23 protein-coding genes and 1 riboswitch are annotated in these 25,245 nt (G+C 68.0%); of the genes, 19 read left to right on the top strand and 4 right to left on the bottom strand.

Features of this window, described 5'->3' with window-relative positions:
- Positions 1-2: 2 nt before the first annotated feature.
- From minE to OY559_RS06000, 5 genes are all read left to right on the top strand, one after another.
- Entirely contained in the window at positions 3-257 is a 255-nt protein-coding gene (minE, locus tag OY559_RS06020) for a cell division topological specificity factor MinE (protein WP_277729155.1), read from the top strand.
- A gap of 92 nt (positions 258-349) precedes the next feature.
- Positions 350-844, top strand: a complete 495-nt coding sequence (locus tag OY559_RS06015) for a hypothetical protein (protein WP_277729154.1) — start codon at positions 350-352, stop codon at positions 842-844.
- 179 nt (positions 845-1,023) lie between these two features.
- Complete coding sequence (locus OY559_RS06010) at positions 1,024-3,006, top strand: M2 family metallopeptidase (protein ID WP_277729153.1); 1,983 nt, start codon at positions 1,024-1,026, stop codon at positions 3,004-3,006.
- Between the two features lie 72 nt (positions 3,007-3,078).
- Complete coding sequence (locus OY559_RS06005) at positions 3,079-4,635, top strand: trypsin-like serine peptidase (protein WP_277729152.1); 1,557 nt, start codon at positions 3,079-3,081, stop codon at positions 4,633-4,635.
- Positions 4,636-4,765: 130 nt separating this feature from the next.
- Complete coding sequence (locus OY559_RS06000; protein WP_277729151.1) at positions 4,766-5,296, top strand: metal-dependent hydrolase; 531 nt, start codon at positions 4,766-4,768, stop codon at positions 5,294-5,296.
- A gap of 156 nt (positions 5,297-5,452) precedes the next feature.
- Here the strand turns inward: OY559_RS06000 and OY559_RS05995 are convergent, their stop codons facing one another.
- Together OY559_RS05995 and OY559_RS05990 are read right to left on the bottom strand one after the other, a co-directional pair.
- Complete coding sequence (locus tag OY559_RS05995; RefSeq protein ID WP_277729150.1) at positions 5,453-5,863, bottom strand: hypothetical protein; 411 nt, start codon at positions 5,861-5,863, stop codon at positions 5,453-5,455.
- An 18-nt stretch (positions 5,864-5,881) separates the two neighbouring features.
- A complete protein-coding gene (locus OY559_RS05990; RefSeq protein WP_277729149.1) occupies positions 5,882-7,135 on the bottom strand; it encodes a multidrug effflux MFS transporter in 1,254 nt (417 codons plus the stop codon).
- 201 nt (positions 7,136-7,336) lie between these two features.
- Positions 7,337-7,458: riboswitch (glycine riboswitch) on the top strand.
- Between the two features lie 40 nt (positions 7,459-7,498).
- On the opposite strand from OY559_RS05990, the gene gcvP reads away from it, so the two are divergent.
- Positions 7,499-10,402: an aminomethyl-transferring glycine dehydrogenase gene (gene gcvP / locus OY559_RS05985; RefSeq protein WP_277729148.1), complete on the top strand. Its 2,904-nt coding sequence runs from the start codon at positions 7,499-7,501 to the stop codon at positions 10,400-10,402.
- A 161-nt stretch (positions 10,403-10,563) separates the two neighbouring features.
- Here gcvP and OY559_RS05980 read toward each other — a convergent pair whose 3' ends face one another.
- On the bottom strand, positions 10,564-11,469 hold the full coding sequence (locus tag OY559_RS05980) for a LysR family transcriptional regulator (RefSeq protein ID WP_277729147.1): 906 nt from the start codon (positions 11,467-11,469) through the stop codon (positions 10,564-10,566).
- A 127-nt stretch (positions 11,470-11,596) separates the two neighbouring features.
- Here OY559_RS05980 and OY559_RS05975 point away from each other — a divergent pair, with 127 nt between their 5' ends.
- On the top strand, positions 11,597-12,361 hold the full coding sequence (locus OY559_RS05975) for an SDR family NAD(P)-dependent oxidoreductase (RefSeq protein WP_277729146.1): 765 nt from the start codon (positions 11,597-11,599) through the stop codon (positions 12,359-12,361).
- Positions 12,362-12,551: 190 nt separating this feature from the next.
- Here OY559_RS05975 and OY559_RS05970 read toward each other — a convergent pair whose 3' ends face one another.
- A complete protein-coding gene (locus OY559_RS05970; protein ID WP_277729145.1) occupies positions 12,552-12,980 on the bottom strand; it encodes a VOC family protein in 429 nt (142 codons plus the stop codon).
- Positions 12,981-13,162: 182 nt separating this feature from the next.
- Here OY559_RS05970 and OY559_RS05965 point away from each other — a divergent pair, with 182 nt between their 5' ends.
- The 12 genes from OY559_RS05965 to OY559_RS05910 all read left to right on the top strand — a co-directional run bounded on the left by OY559_RS05965 (position 13,163) and on the right by OY559_RS05910 (position 25,236).
- Entirely contained in the window at positions 13,163-15,256 is a 2,094-nt protein-coding gene (locus tag OY559_RS05965; protein ID WP_277729144.1) for a catalase, read from the top strand.
- A 38-nt stretch (positions 15,257-15,294) separates the two neighbouring features.
- Positions 15,295-15,753: a hemerythrin domain-containing protein gene (locus OY559_RS05960; RefSeq protein ID WP_277729143.1), complete on the top strand. Its 459-nt coding sequence runs from the start codon at positions 15,295-15,297 to the stop codon at positions 15,751-15,753.
- Between the two features lie 39 nt (positions 15,754-15,792).
- A complete protein-coding gene (locus OY559_RS05955; protein WP_277729142.1) occupies positions 15,793-17,016 on the top strand; it encodes a helix-turn-helix domain-containing protein in 1,224 nt (407 codons plus the stop codon).
- A 34-nt stretch (positions 17,017-17,050) separates the two neighbouring features.
- The gene (locus OY559_RS05950; protein WP_277729141.1) at positions 17,051-17,725 is read left to right on the top strand and encodes a Vgb family protein; all 675 of its coding nucleotides are present in this window, start codon (positions 17,051-17,053) and stop codon (positions 17,723-17,725) included.
- Between the two features lie 119 nt (positions 17,726-17,844).
- Positions 17,845-18,609 carry a DUF899 domain-containing protein gene (locus tag OY559_RS05945; RefSeq protein ID WP_277729140.1) on the top strand — a complete coding sequence of 255 codons (765 nt, stop codon included), beginning with the start codon at positions 17,845-17,847 and terminating at the stop codon, positions 18,607-18,609.
- A gap of 12 nt (positions 18,610-18,621) precedes the next feature.
- The gene (locus OY559_RS05940; protein ID WP_277729139.1) at positions 18,622-19,257 is read left to right on the top strand and encodes a hypothetical protein; all 636 of its coding nucleotides are present in this window, start codon (positions 18,622-18,624) and stop codon (positions 19,255-19,257) included.
- A gap of 106 nt (positions 19,258-19,363) precedes the next feature.
- Positions 19,364-19,804: a hypothetical protein gene (locus OY559_RS05935; RefSeq protein ID WP_277729138.1), complete on the top strand. Its 441-nt coding sequence runs from the start codon at positions 19,364-19,366 to the stop codon at positions 19,802-19,804.
- Positions 19,805-19,817: 13 nt separating this feature from the next.
- Positions 19,818-20,258 (top strand): 3-dehydroquinate dehydratase, encoded by a 441-nt coding sequence (locus OY559_RS05930; protein WP_277729137.1) that lies wholly within the window; start codon positions 19,818-19,820, stop codon positions 20,256-20,258.
- On the top strand, positions 20,239-20,457 hold the full coding sequence (locus OY559_RS05925; RefSeq protein ID WP_277729136.1) for a hypothetical protein: 219 nt from the start codon (positions 20,239-20,241) through the stop codon (positions 20,455-20,457). The genes OY559_RS05930 and OY559_RS05925 overlap by 20 nt, the downstream gene beginning before the upstream one ends.
- 75 nt (positions 20,458-20,532) lie before the next feature.
- Entirely contained in the window at positions 20,533-21,045 is a 513-nt protein-coding gene (locus OY559_RS05920) for an RNA polymerase sigma factor (RefSeq protein ID WP_277729135.1), read from the top strand.
- Positions 21,045-22,076 (top strand): FecR family protein, encoded by a 1,032-nt coding sequence (locus OY559_RS05915; RefSeq protein WP_277729134.1) that lies wholly within the window; start codon positions 21,045-21,047, stop codon positions 22,074-22,076. Before OY559_RS05920 ends, OY559_RS05915 begins: the two co-directional genes overlap by 1 nt.
- Before the next feature lie 121 nt (positions 22,077-22,197).
- Positions 22,198-25,236 (top strand): TonB-dependent receptor, encoded by a 3,039-nt coding sequence (locus OY559_RS05910; RefSeq protein WP_277729133.1) that lies wholly within the window; start codon positions 22,198-22,200, stop codon positions 25,234-25,236.
- The last annotated feature ends 9 nt before the right edge of the window (positions 25,237-25,245 follow it).

Raw genomic sequence — 25,245 nt, 5'->3', positions numbered from 1 at the left:
ACATGGGCCTGTTCGATTTCCTCAAGGCGAAGAAGAACACCGCCGAGACCGCGAAGAACCGCCTGCAGATCATCATTGCGCAGGAGCGCAGTTCGCGTGGCGCTCCCGACTACCTGCCGCTGCTGCGCCGCGAGCTGCTGGAAGTCATCAAGAAGTACGTCAACGTCGACGTCGATGCGGTCAAGGTCGACCTGATCAAGGACGGCGACCATGACGTGCTGGACATCTCGGTCGCGCTGCCGGAAGGCAATCCCTGACGCAGCCTACATGGTAGAGCGGAGCTCGCTCCGCTCGAACGACATCCGGTTGTTTCCAGAATGCAGCGGAGCAAGCTCCGCTCTACCCGTCCATGACGCCTGCCCCCGCTCCCGTCGCCATCGAAACCGTTGACGTGCTGCGGGTACGCGACCTGCCGTTCGACGCCGCCGATACACTGCTGTCCTCCTACGGACTACAGCTGCACCGCGTGGATGACGATGCGCCGATCCCCGGCAGCTTCTGGGGCGAGCCCGAAGCCGGCGTCATCGCCCACAACGTCTATGCGCGCGGCGATACGCCCGTGCATTCGATGCTGCACGAGGCCTGCCACCTGATCGTGCTTCCGCCCGAGCGGCGGGCGCTGGTGCATACCGATGCCACCGACTCGGTGATCGAGGAAGACGCCACCTGCTGCCTGCAGATCATTCTGGCCGACGCGCTGCCGGGCGTGGGTCGCGCGCGCCTGATGGCCGACATGGATGCCTGGGGCTACACCTACAGGCTCGGATCGACGCAGGCGTGGTTCGAGCAGGATGCCGAGGATGCCCGCGCGTTCCTGAAAGATCACGGATTGCCGCATCGCTGAAGCCGCTCCCCTGTAGGAGCGCCCTTGGGCGCGATGCTCCTGGCTTGTTGATGGATCTGTAGAAAGAGCATCGCGCCCAAGGGCGCTCCTACGGGGGAAATGCGCGCCGCACTTGCACCCCCTCCCCCGCTCTCACTACCCTTCCGGTTCCTGCGCCCGCGCACCCTGAAGGACGTCCCGTGAAGCATCGCCACCTCCTGCTCGCCCTCGCCGTCGGCGCGAGCATCGCCACGCTCGCTGCCTGCAAGAAGGATGAGCCTGCCACCGAAACGGCCACGCCTGCCGCGCCGAAAGGCGAGACCGCCGACCAGTTCATCGCGCGGGTCAACGACGAACTCAAGAAGATGTACCCGGAACTGACCGCTGCGCAGTGGCTGTCCAGCACCTACATCAACGACGACAGCCAGCTGCTGGCCGCGAAAGGCAACGAGCGCTACCTGACCCAGCTCAACAGCTGGATCGAGCAGGCGAAGAAGTTCGAAGGCCAGAAGATGTCGCCCGAGACCGCGCGCGCCATCCAGCTGCTGAAGCTGGCCACCGCGATGCCGGCGCCGAAGGATCCGGCCAAGCTGGCCGAGCTGACCCAGATCGCCACCAAGATGGAAGGCACCTACGGTGCGGGCACCTATTGCACCGGCGAAGGCGACGACAAGAAGTGCCGCCAGCTGGGCGAACTCGAGGATGTGCTGCGCAGCAGCCGCGACTATGACGCCCAGTTGGATGCGTGGCAGGGCTGGCACACCATCGCACAGCCGATGCGCACCGATTACACGCGCTTCGTCGAGCTGGTGAACGAAGGCTCGAAGGAAATGGGCTTCGCCGACGCCGGCGAGATGTGGCGCAGCGGCTACGACATGACGCCCGCCGAGATCGCCGCCGAAACCGACCGCCTCTGGGGCCAGGTCAAACCGCTGTACGAACAGCTGCACTGCTACACCCGCACCAAACTGCAGGCCACGTATGGCGTGGAGAAGGGCCAGGTCAACGGCCTGTTGCCGGCGCACCTGATGGGCAACATGTGGCAGCAGGACTGGGGCAACCTGTGGGACGTGCTGGAACCGTACAAGGGCGCCGGCAGCCTGGACATCACCGGCGCACTGGAGAAGCAGTACCAGGCCGACTACCAGGCCGCGCTCGGCAAGGCTGGCCCCGGCCCGGGCACCGACAAGCTGTTCCAGGCCGAGCGCGAGGCGCAGCTGCAGGTCGCCAAGCAGATGACCGAGCGCGCGCAGGAGTTCTACACCAGCCTCGGCATGCCCAAGCTGCCGGAGAGCTACTGGACCAAGACGCAGTTCATCAAGCCGATGGACCGCGACGTGGTCTGCCACGCCAGCGCGTGGGACATGAACATGGCCGGCGACGTGCGCACCAAGATGTGCATCAAGCCGAACGAGGAAGACTTCACCACCATCTACCATGAGCTGGGCCACGTCTATTACTATCTGGCCTACAACAAGCTGCCGCCGCTGTTCCAGACCGGCGCGCACGATGGTTTCCACGAAGCGATCGGCGACACCATGGTGCTGGCGATGACGCCGGACTACCTGAAGTCGATCGGCATGGTCGACGCACCGCAGCAGAGCAACGAGGCGCTGATCAATGCACAGATGCGCATGGCGCTGGCGAAGGTGTCGTTCATGCCATTCGGCCTGATGATCGACCGTTGGCGCTGGGGCGTGTTCGACGGCAGCATCAAGCCGGCCGACTACAACAAGGCCTGGTGGGAACTGAAGGCCAAGTACCAGGGCGTGGCACCGGCCACCGCGCGCGGCGAGGACTTCTTCGACCCGGGCGCGAAGTACCACGTGCCGGGCAACACGCCGTACACGCGCTACTTCCTCTCGCACGTGCTGCAGTTCCAGTTCTACAAGGGCCTGTGCGATGCGGCCGGCTACAAGGGCCCGCTGTACAACTGCAGCTTCTACGGCAACAAGGCGGCGGGCCAGAAGTTCTGGGCGATGCTGGAAAAGGGCGCGAGCCAGCCGTGGCAGTCCACGCTGAAGGAACTCACCGGCGGCGAGAAGATGGACGCCGGCGCGGTGCTGGAATACTTCGCCCCGCTGCAGGATTGGCTGAAGCAGCAGAACGAAGGGCAGACCTGCGGCTGGCAGGTACCTGCGGCGGCAGCGACACCGACGCCTGTGGCACCCGCGAAGTCGTAAGCTCCGGCAACGGGACGGGCCGGTGACGGCCCGTCTTTTTATTCAGAACACACGGCCACAAGGATGTCATTGATGAAAGCGCGCTACCCCCTGTCGACCCTGCTGCTTGTCTTGCTGGCCTCGCCTCACTGCGCCATCGCACAGACCAGTGCGCAGGTTGGCAGCGAAACCAGCCGCACGCCAACGTTGGCGCCATCGCAATGGAAGCTCGCCGCCTTCCCGTCACGCAGCGTCACTCCGCTGCGCTACCGGGAACTACCCATCAGCCGGTTGCTCGACGTGCAACGTAACAACACGGTCCAGCGCATCAAGGCCACCCAGATAGGCGTGGGCCGAGGGCTGGCGGGTGAAGGCGTCGACCGCACGACGCCAGTGCTGCGCTGGATTCCCCTGAAGACCGGCGGCGCGGTCGCACGCATGCAGGTCACTTCGCCGGATGCCCTCGGCCTGCGCGTGGGACTGCAACTGCAGGGACTGCATCCGCATGTCGAACTGCGCTTCGGCGGCTCCGACGCGCCTTCACAAGCGGTTGCGACGGTGGACGCATCCGAGGCCCAGCGACTGGTGGATGCGCAAGGCATCTACTGGACACCCGGCACCGACGGCGCCACCCAGATCATCGAGATCTATCGTCCCGCACACGTCAAGGCATTGCAGGCACGCCCGCAGGCACCGAAGCTGTCGCACTTGCTGACCAACAGCCGCAACGATTTCAAGCTGCTCAAATCGCTGGGCGACGCTGGAAGCTGCAACATCGACGTGGTCTGCAAGGTTGCCGAGTACGGCCCTGCCTTCGTGCAGGCGAAGAACGCCGTGGCCCACATGACCTTCGTCGAGAGCGACGGCAATGGCTATGTCTGCACCGGCACACTGCTCAACGACACCGTCCCCTCGACGCAGGTGCCCTACTTCTATACCGCGGCACATTGCATTTCCAGCCAGTCGGTAGCCAACACGCTCAACACCTATTGGGCGTACGAGAACTCCACCTGTGGCGGCGCGGATGGCGCGAGGCGCAACCCGGTCGTTGGCGGCGCGGACCTGCTGTATGCGAACGAAGACCTGGATGCGCTGTTGCTGCGCCTGAAGAATCCTGCTCCCGCCAATGCCACGTTCGCAGGTTGGGATGCCAGCACCCTGGCCACCAGCGCGGACGTCATCGCCATCCATCATCCCCAGGGCGACGCCAAGAAAGTATCCCGGGGCCAGCATGTCACCGATGCCTACGCCGAACTCTATACCGTGGCCTGGCTCGAAGGCACCACGGAAGGCGGCAGCAGCGGCTCGGGCCTGTTCACGCGCTACCGCGACAACAGCCTGCGCCTGCGGGGTGGCCTGCTGGGTGGCGATGCCCTGTGTTCCAACACCGGTTCCACCGGAAATGCCCTCAACCGCGACCACTACTCGCGGCTCGATCTGGTCTTTCCGCACATCAAACAATGGATAGCCTCGGAGCCGGTGCGCGAGAACAGCTCGCAGCCGCTGGTACGTTCCGCCAGTGCCGTCGCGCAGGGCCAGGGCTCACGCACCATCACTCCAACGGAAACCATGACAAGGCCGACAGCGCGGCCCGCCATCGAACGTCCCCGCGTGACAACCCCCACGCGACACTCGCTGCGCGAGCGCTGATCGCGGCGAGCAGGTGACGAAGAGGCCAGCGCATGCCGGCCTCTTGCTTTGCGGACCCTCACAGGCTTCATCGCCAGCACACATCGCGCGCGCAGGCTGGATGCGAACCGACCGAAGAGCATCCACCGCCATGCCGACCATCTTCACCCACGCCCTGATTCCCCTGGCCGCTGGCGTTGCCTTGGGGCGGACACGTCTTCCTCCGAAACTGGTCATTGCCGGCATGGTGGCCGCGATGCTGCCGGATGCCGACGTGGCGATGTTCAAGCTGGGGATCGAGTACGCGCATGATTTCGGCCATCGGGGCGCAAGCCACTCGCTTGCATTCGCCGTTTTCTGCGGCACGCTCACGGCGGGCTTCGCGCGATGGTTCAAAGTGCGCGCCGTCACCGCATTCCTGTTCATTGCGCTGTCCGTGGCATCGCACCCGCTGCTGGACATGCTGACCGATGGCGGCCTGGGCGTCGCGCTGTTCTGGCCGTGGTCCGACGCACGCCACTTCGCGCCCTGGCGGGTGATCGAAGTGTCGCCATTCGTGAATCGTTTCTTCAGCGCGCGTGGTGCGGAGGTACTGGCATCGGAACTGCGCTGGATCTGGGTGCCGGCGGGCGCAATGGCGGGCCTGGTGGCGTGGCTGCGCCGACGGTATGCGGCGCGGTAGGAGCGCGTCAGTCGCGACTGCACACTGGAGGAATCGAGTGCAACCAGGATGAGCACAGAGCGCGGCAGCGGAACGACGGCCGTCTCGTGATGCGTCGATGGCCAGTCCCGGTCCGCGGTCGCGACTGACGTCGCTCCTACAGGGAGACGGCGCGCCTCAGTTCACGTCCGGCGCCGGATCCGGCTTGCCCGCCTTCATCTGCTCGGCGAGCTGCGCTTCGAACTGTTCCAGCGTCAGCCCCTGCGTGGCGGCTTCGATCACGGCGGTGTCGCGCAGTTCGTCGGAATACACCAGTCGTACCGCATTGCCCTGTGCTTCATGCAGCACCGCCGCCTGCTTGATCATCGCCAGCACTTCGGCGGCGCTGTCGGAGGTGCCCGCGATGCGGCCGTCCATGCCCAGCACCCAGACGCCGGCCTGGCGCACCACGCCGGCGAGCAGTTCGCCTTCGGGATTGCGCAACTCGGCATGCGGCTCGATGGCGGGCGCGTTCGCCCGCGCCTGGTTGTGTGCCTTGGTCGCCTTGCGCTTCTTCGCCTCGCGGCGCGCCTTGGACTGGATGGACATGGACGGTCTCGCAGGAAGTCAGAGTTGATCGGTGGGTTCGAGCGCGGCGGGCTCGCGCGGGCAGCCAGGCAGGCGCCGGCTGGCGTTCGCCTCCCATTGCCACATCAGCCAGCCTGCCAGGACGAAGCCGGCCATGCCCAGCGCCAGATGGAGACCATGCTGGCTCAGCAGCGGCGAAAGCAGGCCGGCGATGATCGCGTTGATCACCAGGTTGCTGAAGGCCTGCAGCGACGACGCGGCGCCACGCTGGCGCGGATACATGTCCAGGATGGCCAGCGTCAGGATAGGGAACACCAGCGCCACGCCCAGCGCCGCCAGCATCATGGGCAGCACCGCCCAGGGCACGCGGATGTCTTCGCCCGCCCACGCGTTGTAGGCCACGTTCGCGACCATCGCCATCGCCATGCACGCATAGCCGATCTTCACCAGCCGCGCGCCTTCGACACGTCCCGCCGCGCGCCCGGACAGGAACGCGCCCAGCACCATGCCGCCGATGGTCGGCAGGAACAGCCACGCGAACTGCTGCTCGTTCAGATGCAGCAGATCCATCACGAACGCCGGCGCAGAGGCGATGTACAGGAACAGGCCACCGAAACTCAGCGAACCGGCCAGCGCCAGCCGCACGAAGCGCCGGTTGCGCACGATGCCCACGTAGTCGCGCAGCAGGCGGCGGGGCGAGACTTTCAGGCGCGCTTCCGGCGGATGCGTTTCCGGCAGCCAGCCCACCACCGCCACCAGCAACAGCAGCGAGAAGGCAGCGAGGAACCAGAAGATCATCGGCCACGCACTCCAGCCCAGGATCCAGCCGCCCACGATCGGTGCGATGGCCGGCGCGATGCCGAAGATCATGGAGACCTGGCTCATCAGACGCTGTGCATCGTCGCCGTGGCGGGCGTCGCGGATCACCGCGCGCCCGACGATGAAGCCCACGCCCGCCGACAGGCCCTGCACGGCGCGGAAGAACAGCAACGTGGCCATGTCGGTGGACAGCGCACAGCCCACCGACGCCAGCAGGAACACGATCAGCCCCCCCAGGATCACCCGCTTGCGGCCGAACGTGTCCGACAGCGGCCCGTGCACCAGGCTCATCAGCGCGTACGTCAGCAGGTACACGCTGATCGTCTGCTGCATGGCCACCTTGTCCGCACCCAGGTGCGCGCCCATGGCGGGGAACGCCGGGAAGATCGTGTCGATGGAGAACGGACCGAACATCGCCAGCCCACCCAGCAGGAGGGCCAGGCGGCGGTTGGAAATGGCGCGGGGAGCCGTCATTGCGGGGGAAAACTCCAGGCGGGCGCGGCCGGCATGCATGAACAGGCGGCGCAGGGCTGCACATGGTACGCCGAAACCGCCAGCGGCCCGCCGCGCCGCGCTATAATCGGGCGGCAAGACCCGGTGGGAGAAGCCCGTCGTCCGCGACGTGCTGCCGAAGGCGCAAACGCCCGTAATCGCTCAGGCCCGATACCACCACTGCAACGACACTCTGGAGAGACCGGCCGCCCTTGCGGCAGCGCCGGCGCCGAAGGGGCACGAAGCACGCGACCTCCTCGTCGGCGCGCTTCCAAACTCTCAGGCAAAAGGACAGAGGGGCACCCCACGTGCGGCTTCCGCACGCTGGCCCTATTGCCCTTCCGGATGCCTCCCATGTCGAACACCCCCTCCCTGCGCGAGCTTGAGCACCACGGCGCGTTCCTCGAACGCCACATCGGCCCCAACGACGCCGAGATCGCGCACATGCTGCGCGTGGTCGGCCATGACTCGCTGGAGGCGATGACCGACGCCATCGTGCCGGCCAGCATCAAGTCCGCGCAGCCGCTGGCCCTGCCCGCCCCGATCAAGGAGGAAGAAGCGCTGGCGAAGATCCGCGCCGTCGCCGACCGCAACCAGGTCTTCCGCAGCTTCATCGGCCAGGGCTACTACGGCACCCACACGCCGAAGGTCATCCTGCGCAACATCCTCGAGAACCCGGCCTGGTACACCGCCTACACGCCGTACCAGGCGGAGATCTCGCAGGGCCGCATGGAAGCGCTGATCAACTTCCAGACCATGGTCACCGACCTGACCGGCATGGAGATCGCCAGCGCCTCGCTGCTGGACGAAGCCACCGCCGCGGCCGAGGCGATGACGCTGGCCAAGCGCTCGGCCAAGTCGAAGTCGAACACCTTCCTGGTCGCCGGCGACACCCATCCGCAGACGCTGGAAGTGCTCGCGACCCGCGCCGAGCCGCTGGGCATCACCGTCGACGTGGTGCGTTCCACCGACGCCTTCCACGAGAAGCTCGCCGCCGGCGACTACTTCGGCGTGCTGGTGCAGTACCCCGCTTCCAGCGGCTGGGTCGAGGAATGGTCGAAGGACGCCGACACCATCCATGCGAACAACGCGCTGTTTGTCGTCGCCACCGACCTGCTGGCGCTGACGCTGCTGAAGCCGCCGGGCGAGATGGGCGCCGACATCGTCATCGGCAACTCGCAGCGCTTCGGCGTGCCGTTCGGTTTCGGCGGCCCGCACGCGGCCTTCATGGCCTGCCGCGACGCCTACAAGCGCAGCATGCCCGGCCGCCTGATCGGCGTGTCGGTCGATGCCGAAGGCAAGCCCGCCTACCGACTGACGCTGCAGACCCGCGAGCAGCACATCCGCCGCGAGAAGGCCACGTCCAACATCTGCACCGCGCAGGTGCTGCTGGCGGTGATGGCCAGCATGTACGCGGTCTACCACGGCCCGGAGGGCCTGGCGCGCATCGCCGGCCGCGTCGCCCGCCTCACCGCCATCCTCGCCGAGGGCCTGCGCACGCTCGGCTACCCGGCCGTGCACGCCAGCGCCTTCGACACGCTGTGCATCGAACCGGGCGACGCACGCGACGCCATCCTGGCGCGGGCCAAGGCGGCCCGCCTGAATCTGCGCATGCGCGGCAACGGTTCGCTGTGCATCTCGCTGGACGAAACCACCACCCGCGCCGACATCGATGCACTGTGGGGCGTGTTCGCCGGCGAAGGCGCCTCGCTGCCGTCGGTCGATGCGCTGGACGCCAGCGCGCCGTCGCTGATCCCGGCCGCCCTGCGCCGCACCAGCGACTTCCTGACCCACCCGGTGTTCAACACGCACCACAGCGAGCACGAACTGCTGCGCTACATGCGTGCGCTGTCGGACAAGGACCTGGCGCTGGACCGCACCATGATCCCGCTGGGCAGCTGCACCATGAAGCTCAACGCCACCGCGGAGATGATCCCGGTGACGTGGCCGGAATTCGGCAATATCCATCCGCTGGCGCCGGCCGAACAGGCCGCCGGCTACACGCAGCTGATCGACGAGCTGGAAGCCATGCTGGTCGAATGCACCGGCTACGACGCCGTCAGCCTGCAGCCGAACTCGGGCGCACAGGGCGAATACGCCGGCTTGCTGGCGATCCGCGCCTACCACCGCGCGCGTGGTGAAGCGCACCGCGACATCTGCCTGATCCCCGAGTCCGCGCACGGCACCAATCCGGCCAGCGCGCAGATGTGCGGCATGACCGTGGTGGTCACCAAGTGCGATGCCAACGGCAACGTCGACGTCGAGGACATCCGCCGCGCCGCCGAGAAGTACAGCGAGCGCCTGGCCGCGATCATGATCACCTACCCGTCCACGCACGGCGTGTTCGAGGAAGACGTGGTCGCCATCTGCGACATCGTCCACCAGCATGGTGGCCAGGTGTACACCGACGGCGCCAACATGAACGCACTGGTCGGCGTGGCCAAGCCCGGCAAGTGGGGCTCGGACGTGTCGCACCTCAACCTGCACAAGACGTTCTGCATTCCGCATGGCGGCGGCGGCCCCGGCGTGGGCCCGTGCGCGGTGAAGGCGCACCTGGCGCCGTACCTGCCGAAGAAGCTGGGCGGTGAAGGCGATGTCGGCATGGTCAGCGCGGCCAGTTTCGGCAGCGCCAGCATCCTGCCGATCAGCTGGATGTACATCACGCTGATGGGTGCGGCCGGCCTGCGCAAGGCCACGCAGGTGGCGCTGCTCAACGCCAACTACATCGCCAAGCGGCTGGAAGCGCACTACGAGACGCTCTACACCGGCCGCAACGGCCTGGTCGCGCACGAGTGCATCCTCGACCTGCGCCCGATCAAGGACCGCACCGGCATCAGCGCCGAGGACGTGGCCAAGCGCCTGATCGACTTCGGCTTCCACGCGCCCACCCTGAGCTTCCCGGTGGCAGGCACGTTGATGGTCGAGCCGACCGAGAGCGAATCGCAGCACGAGCTGGACCGCTTCATCGACGCGATGATCGAGATCCGCGAGGAAATCCGCGCGGTCGAGGACGACCGCCTGGACCGCGAGGACAACCCGCTGAAGAACGCCCCGCACACCGCCACGATGGTGATGGCCAGCGAGTGGACCCACGCCTACCCGCGCGAACTGGCCGCGTTCCCGCTGGCCACGCTGAAGCTGCAGAAGTACTGGCCGCCGGTCGCCCGCGTGGACAACGTCTACGGCGACAAGAACGTCATGTGCGCCTGCATTCCGGTGGATGCGTACAAGGAAGACGTCGAGGCCTGAGTCGCCAGCGCATCCTCAAGGGAAGGCCCCGCACTGCGGGGCCTTCTGCTTTCCGGCCCGGGATATTCCCTGTGGGAGCGACGTCAGTCGCGAAGCCTTTCGCCGTTCCCCTGAGACATCTTCGCGACCGACGTCGCTCCCACAAGAACAGCGGACACGCATCAGTCCGTTTGCAGGTGCGGCCGCACCGTCTCCGCCAGCCACGCCATGAACGCCTGCACGCGTTGCGGCAGGTGGCGACGGTGCGCGTACAGCAGCGCGACCGGCATCGGCTCGGCGGCGTACGTCGGCAACACTTCCGCCAGCAAGCCCTGATCCATCAACGTGCGCAGGCCCGCGACCGGCGCCTGGATCAGCCCAAGTCCTGCGATGCAGGCCGCTTCGTAGGCATCGGAGCTGTTCACCGTCAGCGCGCCTTCCATCGGCACGCTGGCATAGCGCGCGCCATCCCAGTACTCCCAGCCATCGGGTTTGCCGCCGAACTGGCTGGCGTAGTGGATCAGCCGATGCGCAGGCAGATCGTCCGGCGATTGCGGCACGCCATGCCGCTGCAGGTACTCCGGGCTGGCGCAGGTCACCACGCGCAACTGGCCCAGCGGTCGCGCGATCAGGCTGGTGTCGGCCAGCGTGCCCACGCGCAGCACGCAGTCGAACCCCTCGCGCACCACATCCACGCGACGGTCGGTGCAGCTCAGTTCCAGCGCGAGTTGCGGATGGTCGTGCAGGAACGCCGGCAGGTGCGGCAGCACGAAGTGCCGGGCGAAGCGCGCCGGCATGTCCACGCGCAGGCGCCCGCGCAGGGCCTGCGGCGAGCGCGCGAACAGGTGCTGCACCTCGTCCATGTCGGCCAGCAGATCCTGGCAGCGCTCGTAGAACGCCTGCCCATCCTGGGTCAGCTGCACGCGCCGCGTGGTCCGGTGCAACAGCTGCGTGCCCAGCCAGGCTTCCAACTGCTGCACGGCGGTGGACACGCTGGCCTTGGGCAGGCCCAGGCTCTCGGCCGCACGGGTGAAGCTGGCCATCTCGGCGACCCGGACGAAGGCCTGCATGGCATCGAGGCGGTTCATGGAGCGTCCGACGATTGTTCGCCATATGCGAACGGTCCAATCAGTCTAAGCCGATTTATCCACCTGCTCCCACCCAATACGGTGCCTCCACGGTGAATCCACCGCCTTCCCCGACCGGAGACCTGCCATGACCCCGACCTCATCCCCCCTCACCCTGATCACCGGCGGCAGCCGCGGCCTGGGCCGCAACATGGCCCTCGCCGTCGCCCGCCAGGGCCACGACGTGCTGATCACCTACCGCAGCCAGCAGGCCGAAGCGGCGGCGGTCGTCGCCGAGATCGAAGCGCTCGGCCAGCGCGCCGCGTCCCTGCCGCTGGACGTGGGCCAGAGTGAGAGCTTCGACGCTTTCGCCGACGCCGTGCGCGCGCAACTCGCCGCGTGGGGCCGTGACCGCTTCGACCATCTGGTCAACAACGCCGGGATGGGCGTGCACACCGGCTTCGCCGAGACCACGCGCGCGCAGTTCGACGCGTTGGTCGACGTACACCTGAAGGGACCGTTCTTCCTCACCCAGACGCTGCTGCCGCTGCTCGCCGATGGCGGCCGCATCATCAACATCTCGTCCGGCCTGGCGCGTTTCGCCCTGCCCGGCTATGCGGCGTACGCGGCGATGAAGGGCGCGATGGAAGTGCTGACGCGCTACCAGGCCAAGGAACTGGGCGCACGCGGCATCGCGGTGAACATCGTCGCGCCCGGCGCGATCGAGACCGATTTCGGTGGTGGCGCCGTGCGCGACAACGCGCAGCTCAATGCCTTCGTGGCTTCGCAGACCGCGCTCGGCCGCGTGGGGGTGCCCGACGACATCGGCGGCGTGGTCGCTTCGCTGCTCTCGCCGGCGAACCGCTGGGTCAATGCGCAGCGCATCGAGGCGTCGGGCGGGATGTTTCTGTAAGCAGTAGTCCCTTCTCCCCGCTCGGCGGGGAGAAGGTGCCCGGAGAGTCTGCCCCGTACTTGATACGGGTGCGGATGAGGGGCGAGCGCGAACGCGGAGGTGCCGCGGCGCTCACGTCCCCTGACTTCGTTCGCCCCTCACCCGCCTTCGGCACCCTCTCCCCGCTTGCGCAGGGAGAGGGGAGCATCCGTCAGAACTCCACCTTCACCGACGGCGCACTGCGCTTGGCTTCACCGTGGTACACCGCTTCGATGTTGTTGCCGTCAGGGTCGAGCACGAACGCGCCGTAGTAGCCGGGGTGGTAATCGCGCAGACCCGGCGCGCCGTTGTCCTTGCCGCCGTGCGCCAGCGCGACTTCGTGGAAGCGGTCCACCATCGCGCGGTCCTGGGCCTGGAACGCTATGTGGTGGCGTCCCGTGAGCTTGCCATCCGCCGCTTCACTGTCGGCGGTGGAGACGAACAACTCGTCGGCCCAGAAGTAATTGCCGCCCTCGCCCGCCATCGGAATGCCGAGCACGTCGAATACCGCCGCGTAGAACGTGCGGCTGGCGTCCAGGTCGCGCACGACCAGCTGGATATGGTCGATCAGGCGGCCGCGATGCAGTTCATTCGTTTCCATTGCGTCATCTCCAGAGGGAAAGGCGACAGTGATGCCACCGGATGCGGACAGCCAGTGTCCGCGACCGTGCGTTGGTCCGCCGTCAACGCTCCTAACGCGGCCTGCACGCGGGGACGCCGATGATGACGCGTGCCAAGGCCCTCCATCACGGAGTGGCCCCCACGTCGTCCAGGAGCCCCCCGATGGCTACGCGCAAATCCCCCGCGAAATCCTCCGCTCGTCCCACCGCCGACAACGCTGCGCGCGGTGAAGGCGGCGAACTGCATTTCAGTGCCGGCGGCAAGCATCCACTCCTGACCACCAACCAGGGCATCCCGGTCAGCGACAACCAGAACTCGCTGCGCGCGCACGACCGCGGGCCGACGCTGCTTGAAGACTTCATCCTGCGCGAGAAGATCACCCACTTCGACCACGAGCGCATCCCCGAGCGCATCGTGCATGCGCGCGGCTCGGGTGCGCATGGTTACTTCGAGTTGACGAAGTCGCTGAAGAAGTACACCACCGCACGTGTGCTGACCGAGACCGGCGTGCGTACGCCGGTGTTCTGCCGTTTCTCCACCGTGGCGGGCGGCGCGGGCTCGGTGGACACGCCGCGCGATGTGCGCGGCTTCGCGGTGAAGTTCTACACCCAGGAAGGCAACTGGGACCTGGTGGGCAACAACATCCCGGTGTTCTTCATCCAGGATGCGATGAAGTTCCCGGACCTGGTGCACTCGGTGAAGATGGAACCCGACCGCGCCTATCCGCAGGCCGGCAGCGCACACGACACGTTCTGGGATTTCATCTCGCTGACGCCGGAAGCCTTCCACATGATCATGTGGGCGATGAGCGACCGCGCGATCCCGCGTTCGCTGCGGATGATCGAAGGCTTCGGCGTGCACAGCTTCCGGCTGCTCGACGCGAAGGGCAACAGCACCTTCGTGAAGTTCCACTGGCGACCGAAGCTCGGCATCCAGTCGACCGTGTGGGACGAAGCGGTGAAACTGCAGGCCGCCGACAACGACTTCCACCGCCGCGACCTGTTCGAGGCCATCCAGAAGGGCGACTTCCCCGAATGGGAGCTGGCCGTGCAGCTGTTCACCGAAGAACAGGCCGATGCGTTCCCGTTCGACCACCTCGACCCCACCAAGCTGATCCCCGAAGAGCTGGTGCCGCTGACGGTGATCGGCCGCATGGTGCTGGACCGCTGGCCGGACAACTTCTTCGCCGAGACCGAACAGGTCGCCTACTGCCCGGCCAACATCGTGCCCGGCATCGACTTCAGCAACGATCCGCTGCTACAGGGCCGGTTGTTCTCCTACCTGGACACGCAGCTGTCGCGCCTGGGCGGGCCCAACTTCCACCAGATCCCGGTGAATGCGCCGAAGTGCCCCTTCGCCAACCTGCAGCGCGATGGCCACATGCAGATGCAGGTGCCCAAGGGCCGCGTGAACTACGAGCCCAGCAGCCTGCAGGGCGACACCCCGCGCGAAACGCCCGCCGGTTTCCGCAGCCACGCGAGCATCGCCGACGGCCACAAGGGACGCGTGCGGCCGGAGAGCTTCGCCGACCACTACAGCCAGGCGCGGTTGTTCTTCCGCAGCCAGACCGCACCGGAGCAGGCGCACATGGCGGCCGCACTGGTGTTCGAACTCTCGAAAGTGGAAACCCCGCACGTGCGCGAGGCGATCGTTGGCCACCTGCGCCACATCGACAGCGATCTCGCCCAGCGCGTCGCCGGCGGCCTCGGCCTGGAGACGCTGCCGCCCGCACCACCCACGACGGTGAAGCCGAAGGACATGCCGCCGTCGCCCGCGCTGCAGATCATCGGCAAGATGAAACCGACCCTGCGGGGCCGTTGCGTGGGCATCCTGGTGGACGATGGTTCGGACGCGGCGACGATCGCCGCGCTGCGCAAGGCAGCGGAAGCCGATGGCGCACAGGTCAAGATCGTTGCGCCGAAAATCGGCGGTGCGAAACTCGGCAACGGCAAGCGACTGCCGGCGGACGGACAACTCGCCGGCACGCCGTCGATGGTGTTCGACGCCGTGGCCGTGGTGCTGTCGGACGCCGCAGGCAAGGCCATGGCGACCGAGGCCGCCGCGGTCGACTGGGTGCGCGATGCGTTCGGGCACCTGAAGGCGATCGCCCATGACGATGGCGCGTCCGCCGTCATCAAGGCCGCCGGTATCGGCAAGGACGCGGGCGTGGTGAAGGCGTCGGAGACGGCGGCCTTCATCAAGGCCGCGCGCACCCGCCAGTACGCGCGCGAGCCCAAGGTGCGTACCCTGCCCTGACCGGCTCCCGTTGCGCGCCCTTCGCCAGGACATTGCCCATGCCCGAAACCATCTACGACGCGCTGCACGAAAGCCATGAAACCCAGCGCTCGCTGTGCCGCCGCCTGCTGCGGTCGAAACCGGGCACGCGCGAGCGGCTGGACCTGTTCACCGCCCTGCGCATCGAACTGGCGGCGCACGCCGCCGCGGAAGAACGGTTCCTCTACGTCCCGATCCTGATGGACGACCGCGGTCTGAATTCCTCGCGCCACGCGCTGCACGAGCACCACGAGATCGATGAACTGGTCGAAGACATCCAGTCGCTGGATCCTCGCCATGCCGCCTGGCTGAAGAAGGCGCGCGAGCTGTCGGGGAAGGTGCACCACCACCTGCGCGAAGAAGAAAAGAAGTTCTTCCAGGTGTCGGGCCGCATCCTCAGTGCGACGAAGAAAACGCAACTCGCGCGCCAGTACCGCCGCGACCATGCGCGCATGCGACGGGCACTGGCGGCGGACTGAATCCGCGACGGCGGCCCGTCGGCGCGGTAGGCTGCCGGCATGGACTCCCTGATCACCGCCGCCGGGCGCGCGCTTTCGTCCGGCGATGTCCTGGGTGCGCTCAACCACGTCGGCTGGCGCGACGATCCGCCCGCCCTGGCGCTGCGCGGCATCGCGATGGCACAGCTCGGCGATTACCCGCGCGCACGCGACCTGCTGCGTCGTGCCGCACGCGGTTTCGGCACGCGCGAACCGGTGTCGCGCGCGCGCTGCGTGATCGCCGAAGCGGAGGTCGCGCTAGCCCTGCGCGATTTCGGCACTGCGCCACGCGCGCTCGATGACGCCGCCCGCCTGCTCGCCGCCCGTGGCGACCACGCCAACGCCACGCACGCGCACCTGATCACCGTCCGCCGCCACCTGCTGCTGGGCCGCCTCGACGCGGCGGCCACCTCACTGCGCGCAACCCCTGGCATGGACACGGGTGCACCCGCGCACCAGGCGCTGGCCGCGCTTGCGCGCGCTGAGATCGCGCTGCGTTCGCTGCACCTGCGCGACGCCCGCCGCGCGCTGGCGCAGGCAAGGGCCGCCGCGGCGCAGGCAGGCATTCCCGCACTGGCCGCCGAAGTCGCGGACGTCGCCGCCATCCTGCAACGCCCCGCCGCCCGCCTCCTGCACGGGGGCCACGAGCAACCGGTGACGCTGGACGATGTGGACGCGTTGCTCGCCAGCGGCGCGCTGGTGGTCGACGCCGTGCGCCATGCGCTGCGGGAGGCGGATGCGACGCTGCCGCTCGCGCGACGCCCGGTGCTGTTCGCGCTGTTGCGCGCGCTCGCGGTCGGCTGGCCTGGCGACGTGGACCGCAACGCGCTGATCGCGCGCGTGTTCCGGACACGCGATCCGGATGAGACGCACCGCGGGCGCCTGCGCGTGGAAATCGGGCGCCTACGCCGCCTCATCGCGCCGCTGGCCGACATCACCGCCAGCGACCGCGGTTTCCTGCTGGTGCCGCATCACGCAGGCGCCGTCGCCGTGCTGGCGCCTCCGCTGGATGGCGAACAGGCCGCCCTGCAGGGCCTGCTGGCAGACGGCATGGCGTGGTCCACCTCGGCACTGGCGCTGGCCACTGGCATGGGCCAGCGCTCGGTGCAGCGCGCACTCGTTGCACTGGAAAGCGCCGGCCATGCGCATTCGGTGGGCCGTGCCCGCGCACAGCGCTGGCTGGCGCCGCCGCTGTCCGGATTCACGACCATCTTGTTACTCCCTGCCGTGTTGCCGGCTGCGTAGATTGGCCACACACCCACCGCATCCGGAGTTCCGCATGAACGACACCGCCTCCACCCCCCGCCATGCCGCACCGGCACGCACGGCGGAGATCGTCCGCGAATACGGACCATTCGAGGGTGCGCCCAGCATCCATGGCGTGACCCACGACGGCCACCATGTCTGGGCCGCCACCAGCGAACGCATCCTGGCCATCGAACCCGCCAGCGGCGACGTCGTCCGCAGCATCGACCGTCCCGGCGATGCCGGTACCGCCTTCGACGGCACGCATCTCTACCAGCTCGCCGAAGCCCGCATCGACAAGATCGACCCGGCCACCGGCGCCGTGGTGTCATCGATTCCCGCGCCCGGCGCAGGCCGCGACTCCGGCATGGCCTGGGCCGAAGGCAGCCTGTGGGTGGGCCAGTACCGCGATCGCTGCATCCACCAGATCGATCCGGACACCGGCAAGATCCTGCGCACCCTCGCGTCCGATCGCTTCGTCACCGGCGTTTCCTGGGTCGACGGCGACCTGTGGCACGCCACCTGGGATGGCGACGACAGCGACCTTCGCCGCATCGACCCGCGCGACGGACGCGTGCTGGAACGCCTCGACATGCCGGCGGGCGCGCACATCAGCGGCCTGGAATCCGACGGTGCCGACCTGTTCTATTGCGGCGGCGGCCCCAGCGGCAAGCTCCGCGCGGTGCGCAGGCCCGCACGCACCGCCTGACGCACCCGCCGCATCACGCGGCACATCGTTCTGTTCCGCAACCCGATGCCCCTCCGGCATCGGCAGGGGCGACGCATGCCGCGCCGCCCACCTCCCACCACCAGGACCGGAATCCCGCCATGGACACGCTTGCCCACGACACGCCCGCCATCGTCACCCGCGACGCATGGCGCACCGCCCGCCTCGCGCTGCTCACGCGCGAGAAGGAACTCACCCGCCTGCACGACCAGATCGCGCGCGAACGCCGTTCCCTGCCATGGGTGCATGTGGACACGCCCTACACGTTCGACACACCGCAGGGCACGCGCACGCTGGCCGACCTGTTCGACGGCCGCCGCCAGTTGATGGTGCAGCACTTCATGTTCGCGCCCGGCTGGGAACAGGGCTGCAAGAGCTGCTCCTTCATGGCCGACCACCACGCCGGCGCGCTCGTCCACCTCGCCCAGCGCGACCTCACCCTCGTCGCCGTCTCGCGCGCACCACTGGCCGATATCGAAGCCTTCCGCCATCGCATGGGCTGGACCTTCCCGTGGGTGTCCTCGCATGGCTCCACGTTCAACCACGACTTCGGCGTCAACTTCAGCCAGGAGGAAATGTCGCGCGGCATGGTGGACTACAACTACACGCGGCAACCGTTCCCGCACGAGGAAGCCCCCGGCATCAGTGTGTTCGTGCGCGACGACGCCGGCGAGGTCTTCCACACCTATTCGCGTTACGGCCGTGGCGTGGAAACGATGATGCACACCTACGCGCTGCTGGACCTCACCCCGCACGGGCGCAATGAAGACGCCGAGGACTACCCGATGGCCTGGGTGCGCCACCACGACCGCTACGATGCGGCGCCGCTCGGCGCGGCCGGCGGATGCTGCGCGGCGAAGCCCTGACGCCACGCCATCATGTCGCTGCCCGACGCCTGGTGGCCGTGGCTCGCCGTCGCCGGTCTCGGAGCGCTCCATGGCCTGAGTCCGGCGAACGGCTGGCTGTTCGCCGCGGCACAAGCGAGCCGCAGCGGCGATGCGCGCGACGTGCGGCGCGCGCTGCTGCCCATCGCCGCAGGACATGCGCTGTCGGTGGCGCTGGTCGTGGCACTGGTGATGCAGGGCGTGCGGCTGGCGCCACAGCGCATGCAGATCGTGGCGGGCGGATGTCTGCTTGCACTCGCGGCGTGGCGACTGATACGGCGTGCGCGCATCACATCCTCCCCTCCATCGCGGGTCGTCCGCCGATCACGCGTGGACCTGGCCGCCTGGTCCTGCCTGACGGGCGCCGCACACGGCAGCGGCTTCATGCTGGTGCCCGCACTGGTCCCGCTGTGCATGGCGGAAGCGCCTGCGCGCGCGATCACCGCCACCGGTTCGCTGTTGCTGATGTTGGCGGCCGTCGGCCTGCATCTGCTGGCCATGCTCGCGACCATCCAGCTCATCGCCACCGGTGTCTGCCGCGGCGCGTGGTGGCATCGCGCATGCACGTCCGACGCGGCATGGGCCGCGGCCTTGGCGCTGGCCGGCGCGATATTGATCGCGCAGCGCTGAAACGCTACGCGTTCTTTACGCACCCGGCGCCGAAGCGCATGGAGCCGTTACGCGGCACGGACCTATCGTGGCCCCACTGCACGCGATGTGCGCCACGACCCGATGCATGTCCATCCTGATCCTGCGTGGCCCGCATGCCGCGCTTCCCGACGCCTCCTCCCTCGACCCTCCGCTGCGCGAACGCGCGCATGCTGCCGGGCAGCGCCTGCGCTGCCGTACCTTCGCGACGATGCGCGACCTGCTGTCCTGCCTGCGTCGTGCGCACATCGCGCACAGCGACATGCTGCTGCTGGATATCGGCGACCTTGCGCTCGACGGCGTCACGCAGAGGCGGGCCCTGCGCGACGCGCTCGACGACCTGCCGTCGCCGTACATCGAAGTGCACGACGACGCCACGCATGCGCTGGAGCCCCGCGTGCACCCACGGCACGCACCGCTGGTCACCGTGATCCTGCGGGACGACCTGCCGCGCGCGTACGCATTGGCGCTCGACATCGCGCTGCGCCGCGCGGGCCATACGCACGCCGCGGAGCCCTTCCATGCCTGACCAGGAGCCTCTCATGTCCATTCTCGTCATCCGTGGTCCCGAGCGCCACGACAACCTCGCCTCGCCAGCGCGTCCTCTGCCACCGTCGGTGCTCGGCGCGCTGGTGCAGCGGGCCGGTTGCGCAGGCCAGACGCTGGCCGTGCGCAGTTGCGGCTCCATCACGGACGTGCTGACCGCGCTGCGCCTGGCGAACGAATGGGGTGTGCGCGCCACCCTGCTCGACCCCGGTGCGCTCACCGACCATCCGCTGCTGCAGCGTGCCGTGCAGGGCCTCGCCCATCCGTATGTGGAAGTGCATGACGATCTCGATGAGGGCAGCCTGCCCACCACCGCCGGCCGCCGTCTCGCGGTGGTCGACGGCTACGGCGCGCGCAGCTACGCCCTGGCATTGGAGATCGCACTGGAACAGCTTGGCTACGCAGAATGCGAGTGCGATGTGCACGTCGGCACCTGACCTGGTCGACGCCACGAAGACCCGCCACTATTTCGCCGACTACGAGGTCTACGACGCGGGCCAATGCATCGCCTGGGGCCAGGTGGCGCTGGCCTGCGCGACACCGGGCGCGGTCGTGCAGGCACTGCGCACGCTCGCGGCTGCACAGCAGGGCGTGGCCGCCGCCGCGATACGTCTGCGCAGCGTCAGCCGCCTCTGATGTCGGGCGCATGTCACCGAACCGTCATCCTCACCGCGTACCTTGCCGCCCTCTCCGACGGCGTGGGACGGGACCTTGGCCGAACACGCGCTCCGCGCACTCACCCGCGTGTTCACGGACCAGGCACCGGCGCTGCGTGGGTTCTTCGCCCGTCGCGGCGCTAACGACGAAGCCGAGGACCTGGTGCAGGAAACCTACCTGCGCCTGTTGCGTGCGCACCAGGGCCAGGGCGAGCAGATCGCCAACCCCGAGGCCTATCTGTTCACCGTGGCGCTGAACCTGGCGCGCGAACAGGCCGCGCGCCGGCAACGCACGCCCGTGCCGATGGAAGATGTCGAGCAGGTGGCGGCCCTGGTCACCCACGCGGAAGGCGTGGAAGACGCGACCGAACGCGCCCAGCGCCGGCAGCACATGCAGGCCCTGCTCGCGACCCTGCCGGCGCGCACGCGCGCCGTCCTCGTCATGCAGTACCGCGACGGCCTGACCTACCGCCAGATCGGCGAGCGCCTGGGCGTATCGCCGCACATGGTGAAGAAACACGTGGTGCGCGGCCTGGCCGTCTGCCGCCGCGCGATGGGGACCGCGTGATGGCCACGCCCCTGTTCCCGCCCGGCACGTCCGCCGCCACCCGCGAAGCCGCGCACTGGCACGTGATGCAGCGCGAGGGCGCGCTGGGCCCGGACGACCAGCAGCGTTTCATGGCATGGCTGGTGGCCTCGCCCGTGCACCTGCGCGAATACCTGGCCATCGCCCGGGTCGCCGCCGAGATCGGCGATGCCGTGCGTGGACTGCCGGCGGACGCCGCCGTACCGGGCGTACGCGACAACGTCGTTCCGCTGCCCCTGCGCCCGGCGCGTCCACGCGCCGCGCGCGCACCACCGCGGCGCCTGCCGCGCATCGCGACCGCCGCTGCCCTGCTGCTCGGCATCGGTATCGCGGTGCATGCGGCGCTGCCTTCGACGCGCCACTACATCGCCGCGCAGGGTGCCCCACGCATGGTCACGCTGGAAGACGGCACGGTGATGCACCTCAACGCGGAAAGCGACGTCACCGTGACCGTCGGCCTGTTGCGCCGGCGCATCGAACTGGCGCGCGGCCAGGCGAGTTTCGTGGTCGCCGCGGATCGCCGCCCGTTCACCGTGCACGCCGCCGGACTGGAAGTGCGCGACATCGGCACCACCTTCGACGTGTCGCTGCAGCGCGACCAGGCGCGCTTCGGCGTGGCCGAGGGCCGCATCCACGTGGTCGACCGCGCGGGCAAGGGACGGCTGCTCGCCGACCTCGCCGCCGGACAGTCCGCGCGCGTGGCCTATGCCGACCACCACGTCAGTGTGGTGCAGGAAGATGTCGCGGCCATGACGGCGTGGTGGCAACGGCGCGTCGTGTTCCGCGACGAACCGCTGCGCGACATCGCCGACCGCTTCAACCGCATGAACACCGTGCGGCTGCGCGTGGACGACAGCGAAGCCGGTGCGCTGCGCCTGACCGGCAACCTGCGCGCGGACGATCTTGCCTCGCTGCGCGCTTTCCTTGACGAACAACCCACGCTCACCGTGAGTGCCGATGCGCGCGAGATCCGCGTGCGTTCGCGCCGTGCGCCCGTGCACGGCCCGTGGTGATCCCGGCGCTGTAAGAAAAAATTCACGGAGAAAACGGTGCCCGATCGCCGCCGTGCACCCTCGTAGTGGAGGTGCGCGCGAGCGATCGCGCGCCACCACCCCACTCCACCCGGATCCCACGATGCGCCGAATCCTCGCCCTTTCCATTGCTCTTGCCCTGCAGGCTGCGACCGCCAACGTCGCCGCCCAGCAGGCGACCGTCGCGACCGACGCCATCCCGCCGCAATCGCTCGACAGTGCACTCAATGCACTCTCGCGCCAGACCGGCCTGCAGTTCGTCTACACCGCACAGGCCGGCAATCCCCGCACGCGCGCCGTGCCCGCCGGCCTGTCTTCGGACCAGGCGCTCGCGCAGTTGCTGCAGGGCACCGGCCTGCGCTACCGCTACCTCAACACCAGCACCGTCACCATCGAAGTCGACACCCCCGCAACGCCCGTCCCGTCGCCTGCGCCCGCGCCGGCTGCCGCAGCCCCTGCACCCACGCCGAGCGCGCAGGCGGTGGACGCGCAGGATCTGGAGAGCGTCACCGTGGTCGGCAGCTACAGCCGCAGCCTGGAACAGGCCGTCGACATCAAGCGCTACAACGTGGGTTTCTCCGATTCCATCGTCGCCACCGACGTGGCGGACTTTCCCGAGCAGAACCTCGCCGAAGCGCTGCAGCGCATGCCCGGCGTGACCATCGAGCGCAACAAGGGCATGGGCAGCAAGGTCAACGTGCGCGGCCTGCCTTCCGAATACACCCATGTCTCCATCAACGACCTGGCCACCGCCTCCGGCAGCGGCGGGCGCGATGTCGAATTCGACCTGTTCGCCTCGGAGATCATCCAGCAGGTCACCGTACAGAAATCGCCCACCGCCGCCGACGAGGAAGGCGGCATCGCCGGTTCGGTGAAGATCTCCACCGCGCGGCCCTTCGACTACAGCGATCGCAAGCTGGTGTTCTCCGCCGAGGGCGCGCATAACTCGATCTCCGAAGAAACCGACCCCAAGTTCGCCTTCCTGGCCAGCGACACCTGGGGCGACTGGGGCGCACTGGTCTCCTTCGCGCATGCGCAGCGCACCAACCGCACCGACTCCACCTCGGGCATCAACTTCCGCCCGCTGTCGCGCTTCCTGGGCGCCTCCGGCACCCGCGGCTCGCAGGCCGAGGCCGTGGTCGAGCGCGACACCGGCTGGACCATCGACAACCGCGCGGATACCGCAGAAAGCAACCTGATCATCTTCCAGGACAAGGTGGGCGACCGCGTCTACCTCAACGACCAGGAAAAGTGGGGCGCCACCGCCTCGTTGCAGTACCGGCCCAGCAGCACCTTCAGCCTGACGTTCGACGCGATGGTGGGTGGCTACGACACGACCGAAGACGAATACGACGCCGCCGCCTACTCCGCCTCCAGCCGCAGTACGCTGGAAACGATCCACGAGTACGACGACACCACCCTGTCCGAGTACGGCATGCTGGTGCTGCGCGACGTGTCCTACACCGCCACCCAGCATGAGTTCCTCAGCAAGGAGCGCATCAACAAGACCGACTACGGCCAGTACAGCCTGGCGCTGGACTGGAACAACGATCTCTGGGACGTGGAAGCGATGGCCGGCTACTCCGGTGCGGAGAAGACGCTGGACTATTCCAACCTGAAGCACGTCGCCTATGCGCCGTCGCGCACGCGCTGGACCGGCCGCAGCGGCGAGACCATTCCCAGTGCGAGTTCCGCCGGCTTCGACATGTACGCCTCGCCCGAGCGCTACCTGTTCGAGGCGTATGAAACCACGCTGGAGAAGATCGACGACGACAAGTACGCCGCCAAGCTCGACGTCACCCGCAAGCTCGACCTGCCGTTCCTGCCTGCGCTGCGCAGCGTGCAGTTCGGCGGCCGCTACACCGACCGCAGCAAGGAGCGCCAGTACGGCGAACTCAAGATCACCGGTCCGGGCCCCGGCGACACGTCCTGGGTCAATACGCGCACGCTGGCCGACAGCCCGCTGCAATGGATCGGCGACATCGTCCCCGGCGGTGCCTACAGCGTGAAGGACCTCGACTGGCAGCAGGTGTCCAACGACTTCGCCCGCGGCTACTTCCGGTACCCCGGTTTCGCCACGCCGTTCGACGACGCGCAGTACTACCGCGTGGACGAAGAGGTCGCCGCGCTGTACGCGATGACCAACTTCGACTTCACCCTTGGTCGTGTGCCGGTCACGGTGAACGCGGGCGCGCGCTACGTCGACACCTCGGTGGTGTCGTTCGGCTACCACCCGGTGCAGAACCCGGACGGCAGCACCGGCTATACCGACACGCCGGTGTCGAGCGACGGCGGCTACACCGACGTACTGCCCAGCTTCAACCTGACCGCCGAACTCGCCGACGGCCTGCTGCTGCGCGCCGCCGGCTCCGAGACGCTGATCCGTCCGGCACTGACCGACGTGGCCTACAAACGCACCGCCAGCTGGAGCTCGTTCCGCTTCACCGACGGCAACCCGGACCTGAAGCCCACTTACGCTAAACAGTGGGAAATCGGCCTGGAGAAGTACCTGGACAACGGCGGCCTGCTGGCGGCGTCGTACTTCCGCAAGAAGATCGACGGCGTGGTGGTGAACGCGCTGACCGGCGTGGTCGAGGACGTGGCCGTCTACAACGCCAACGGCACGCTCAACGGCTACTACGACTTCGACGTGTACCAGCCGGTGAATGCCAGCGGCTCGTACGACGTGGACGGCATCGAGCTGATCGCCAACCTGCCGCTGTCGGCGCTGCACGCATCCCTGGACGGCTTCGGCATCAATGCCAACTACACGATGCTGGACAGTTCGCTGGCCGGCGAATCCGACCTGGGCATCCGCACGCCGATGCCGGGCCTGGCGGAGAAGACCTGGAACCTGACCGCCTACTACGAGAACCAGCACTTCGATGCGCGCGTGTCGTACAACCACAAGGACGAGTACGTGGAGTCGATCGGCTACAACATGTACCCGATCTGGCGCGACGCCTACGGCCAGCTGGACGTATCGATCGGCTACCGCATCAGCGACCACCTGAAGCTGAGCCTGAAGGGCATCAACCTGACGGACGAAGTGACCAGCGGCTACACCATGGACCCGTCGTTCCCGACGATGTACGAGAAGTCGGGCCGCCGCATCAGCCTGGGCCTGCGCGCGGACTTCTGAGTACCTGCG

It is taken from the genome of Pseudoxanthomonas sp. SE1, assembly GCF_029542205.1.
Classification (GTDB): Bacteria; Pseudomonadota; Gammaproteobacteria; order Xanthomonadales; family Xanthomonadaceae; genus Pseudoxanthomonas_A.
This window is presented reverse-complemented; position numbering and strand designations above follow the sequence as displayed.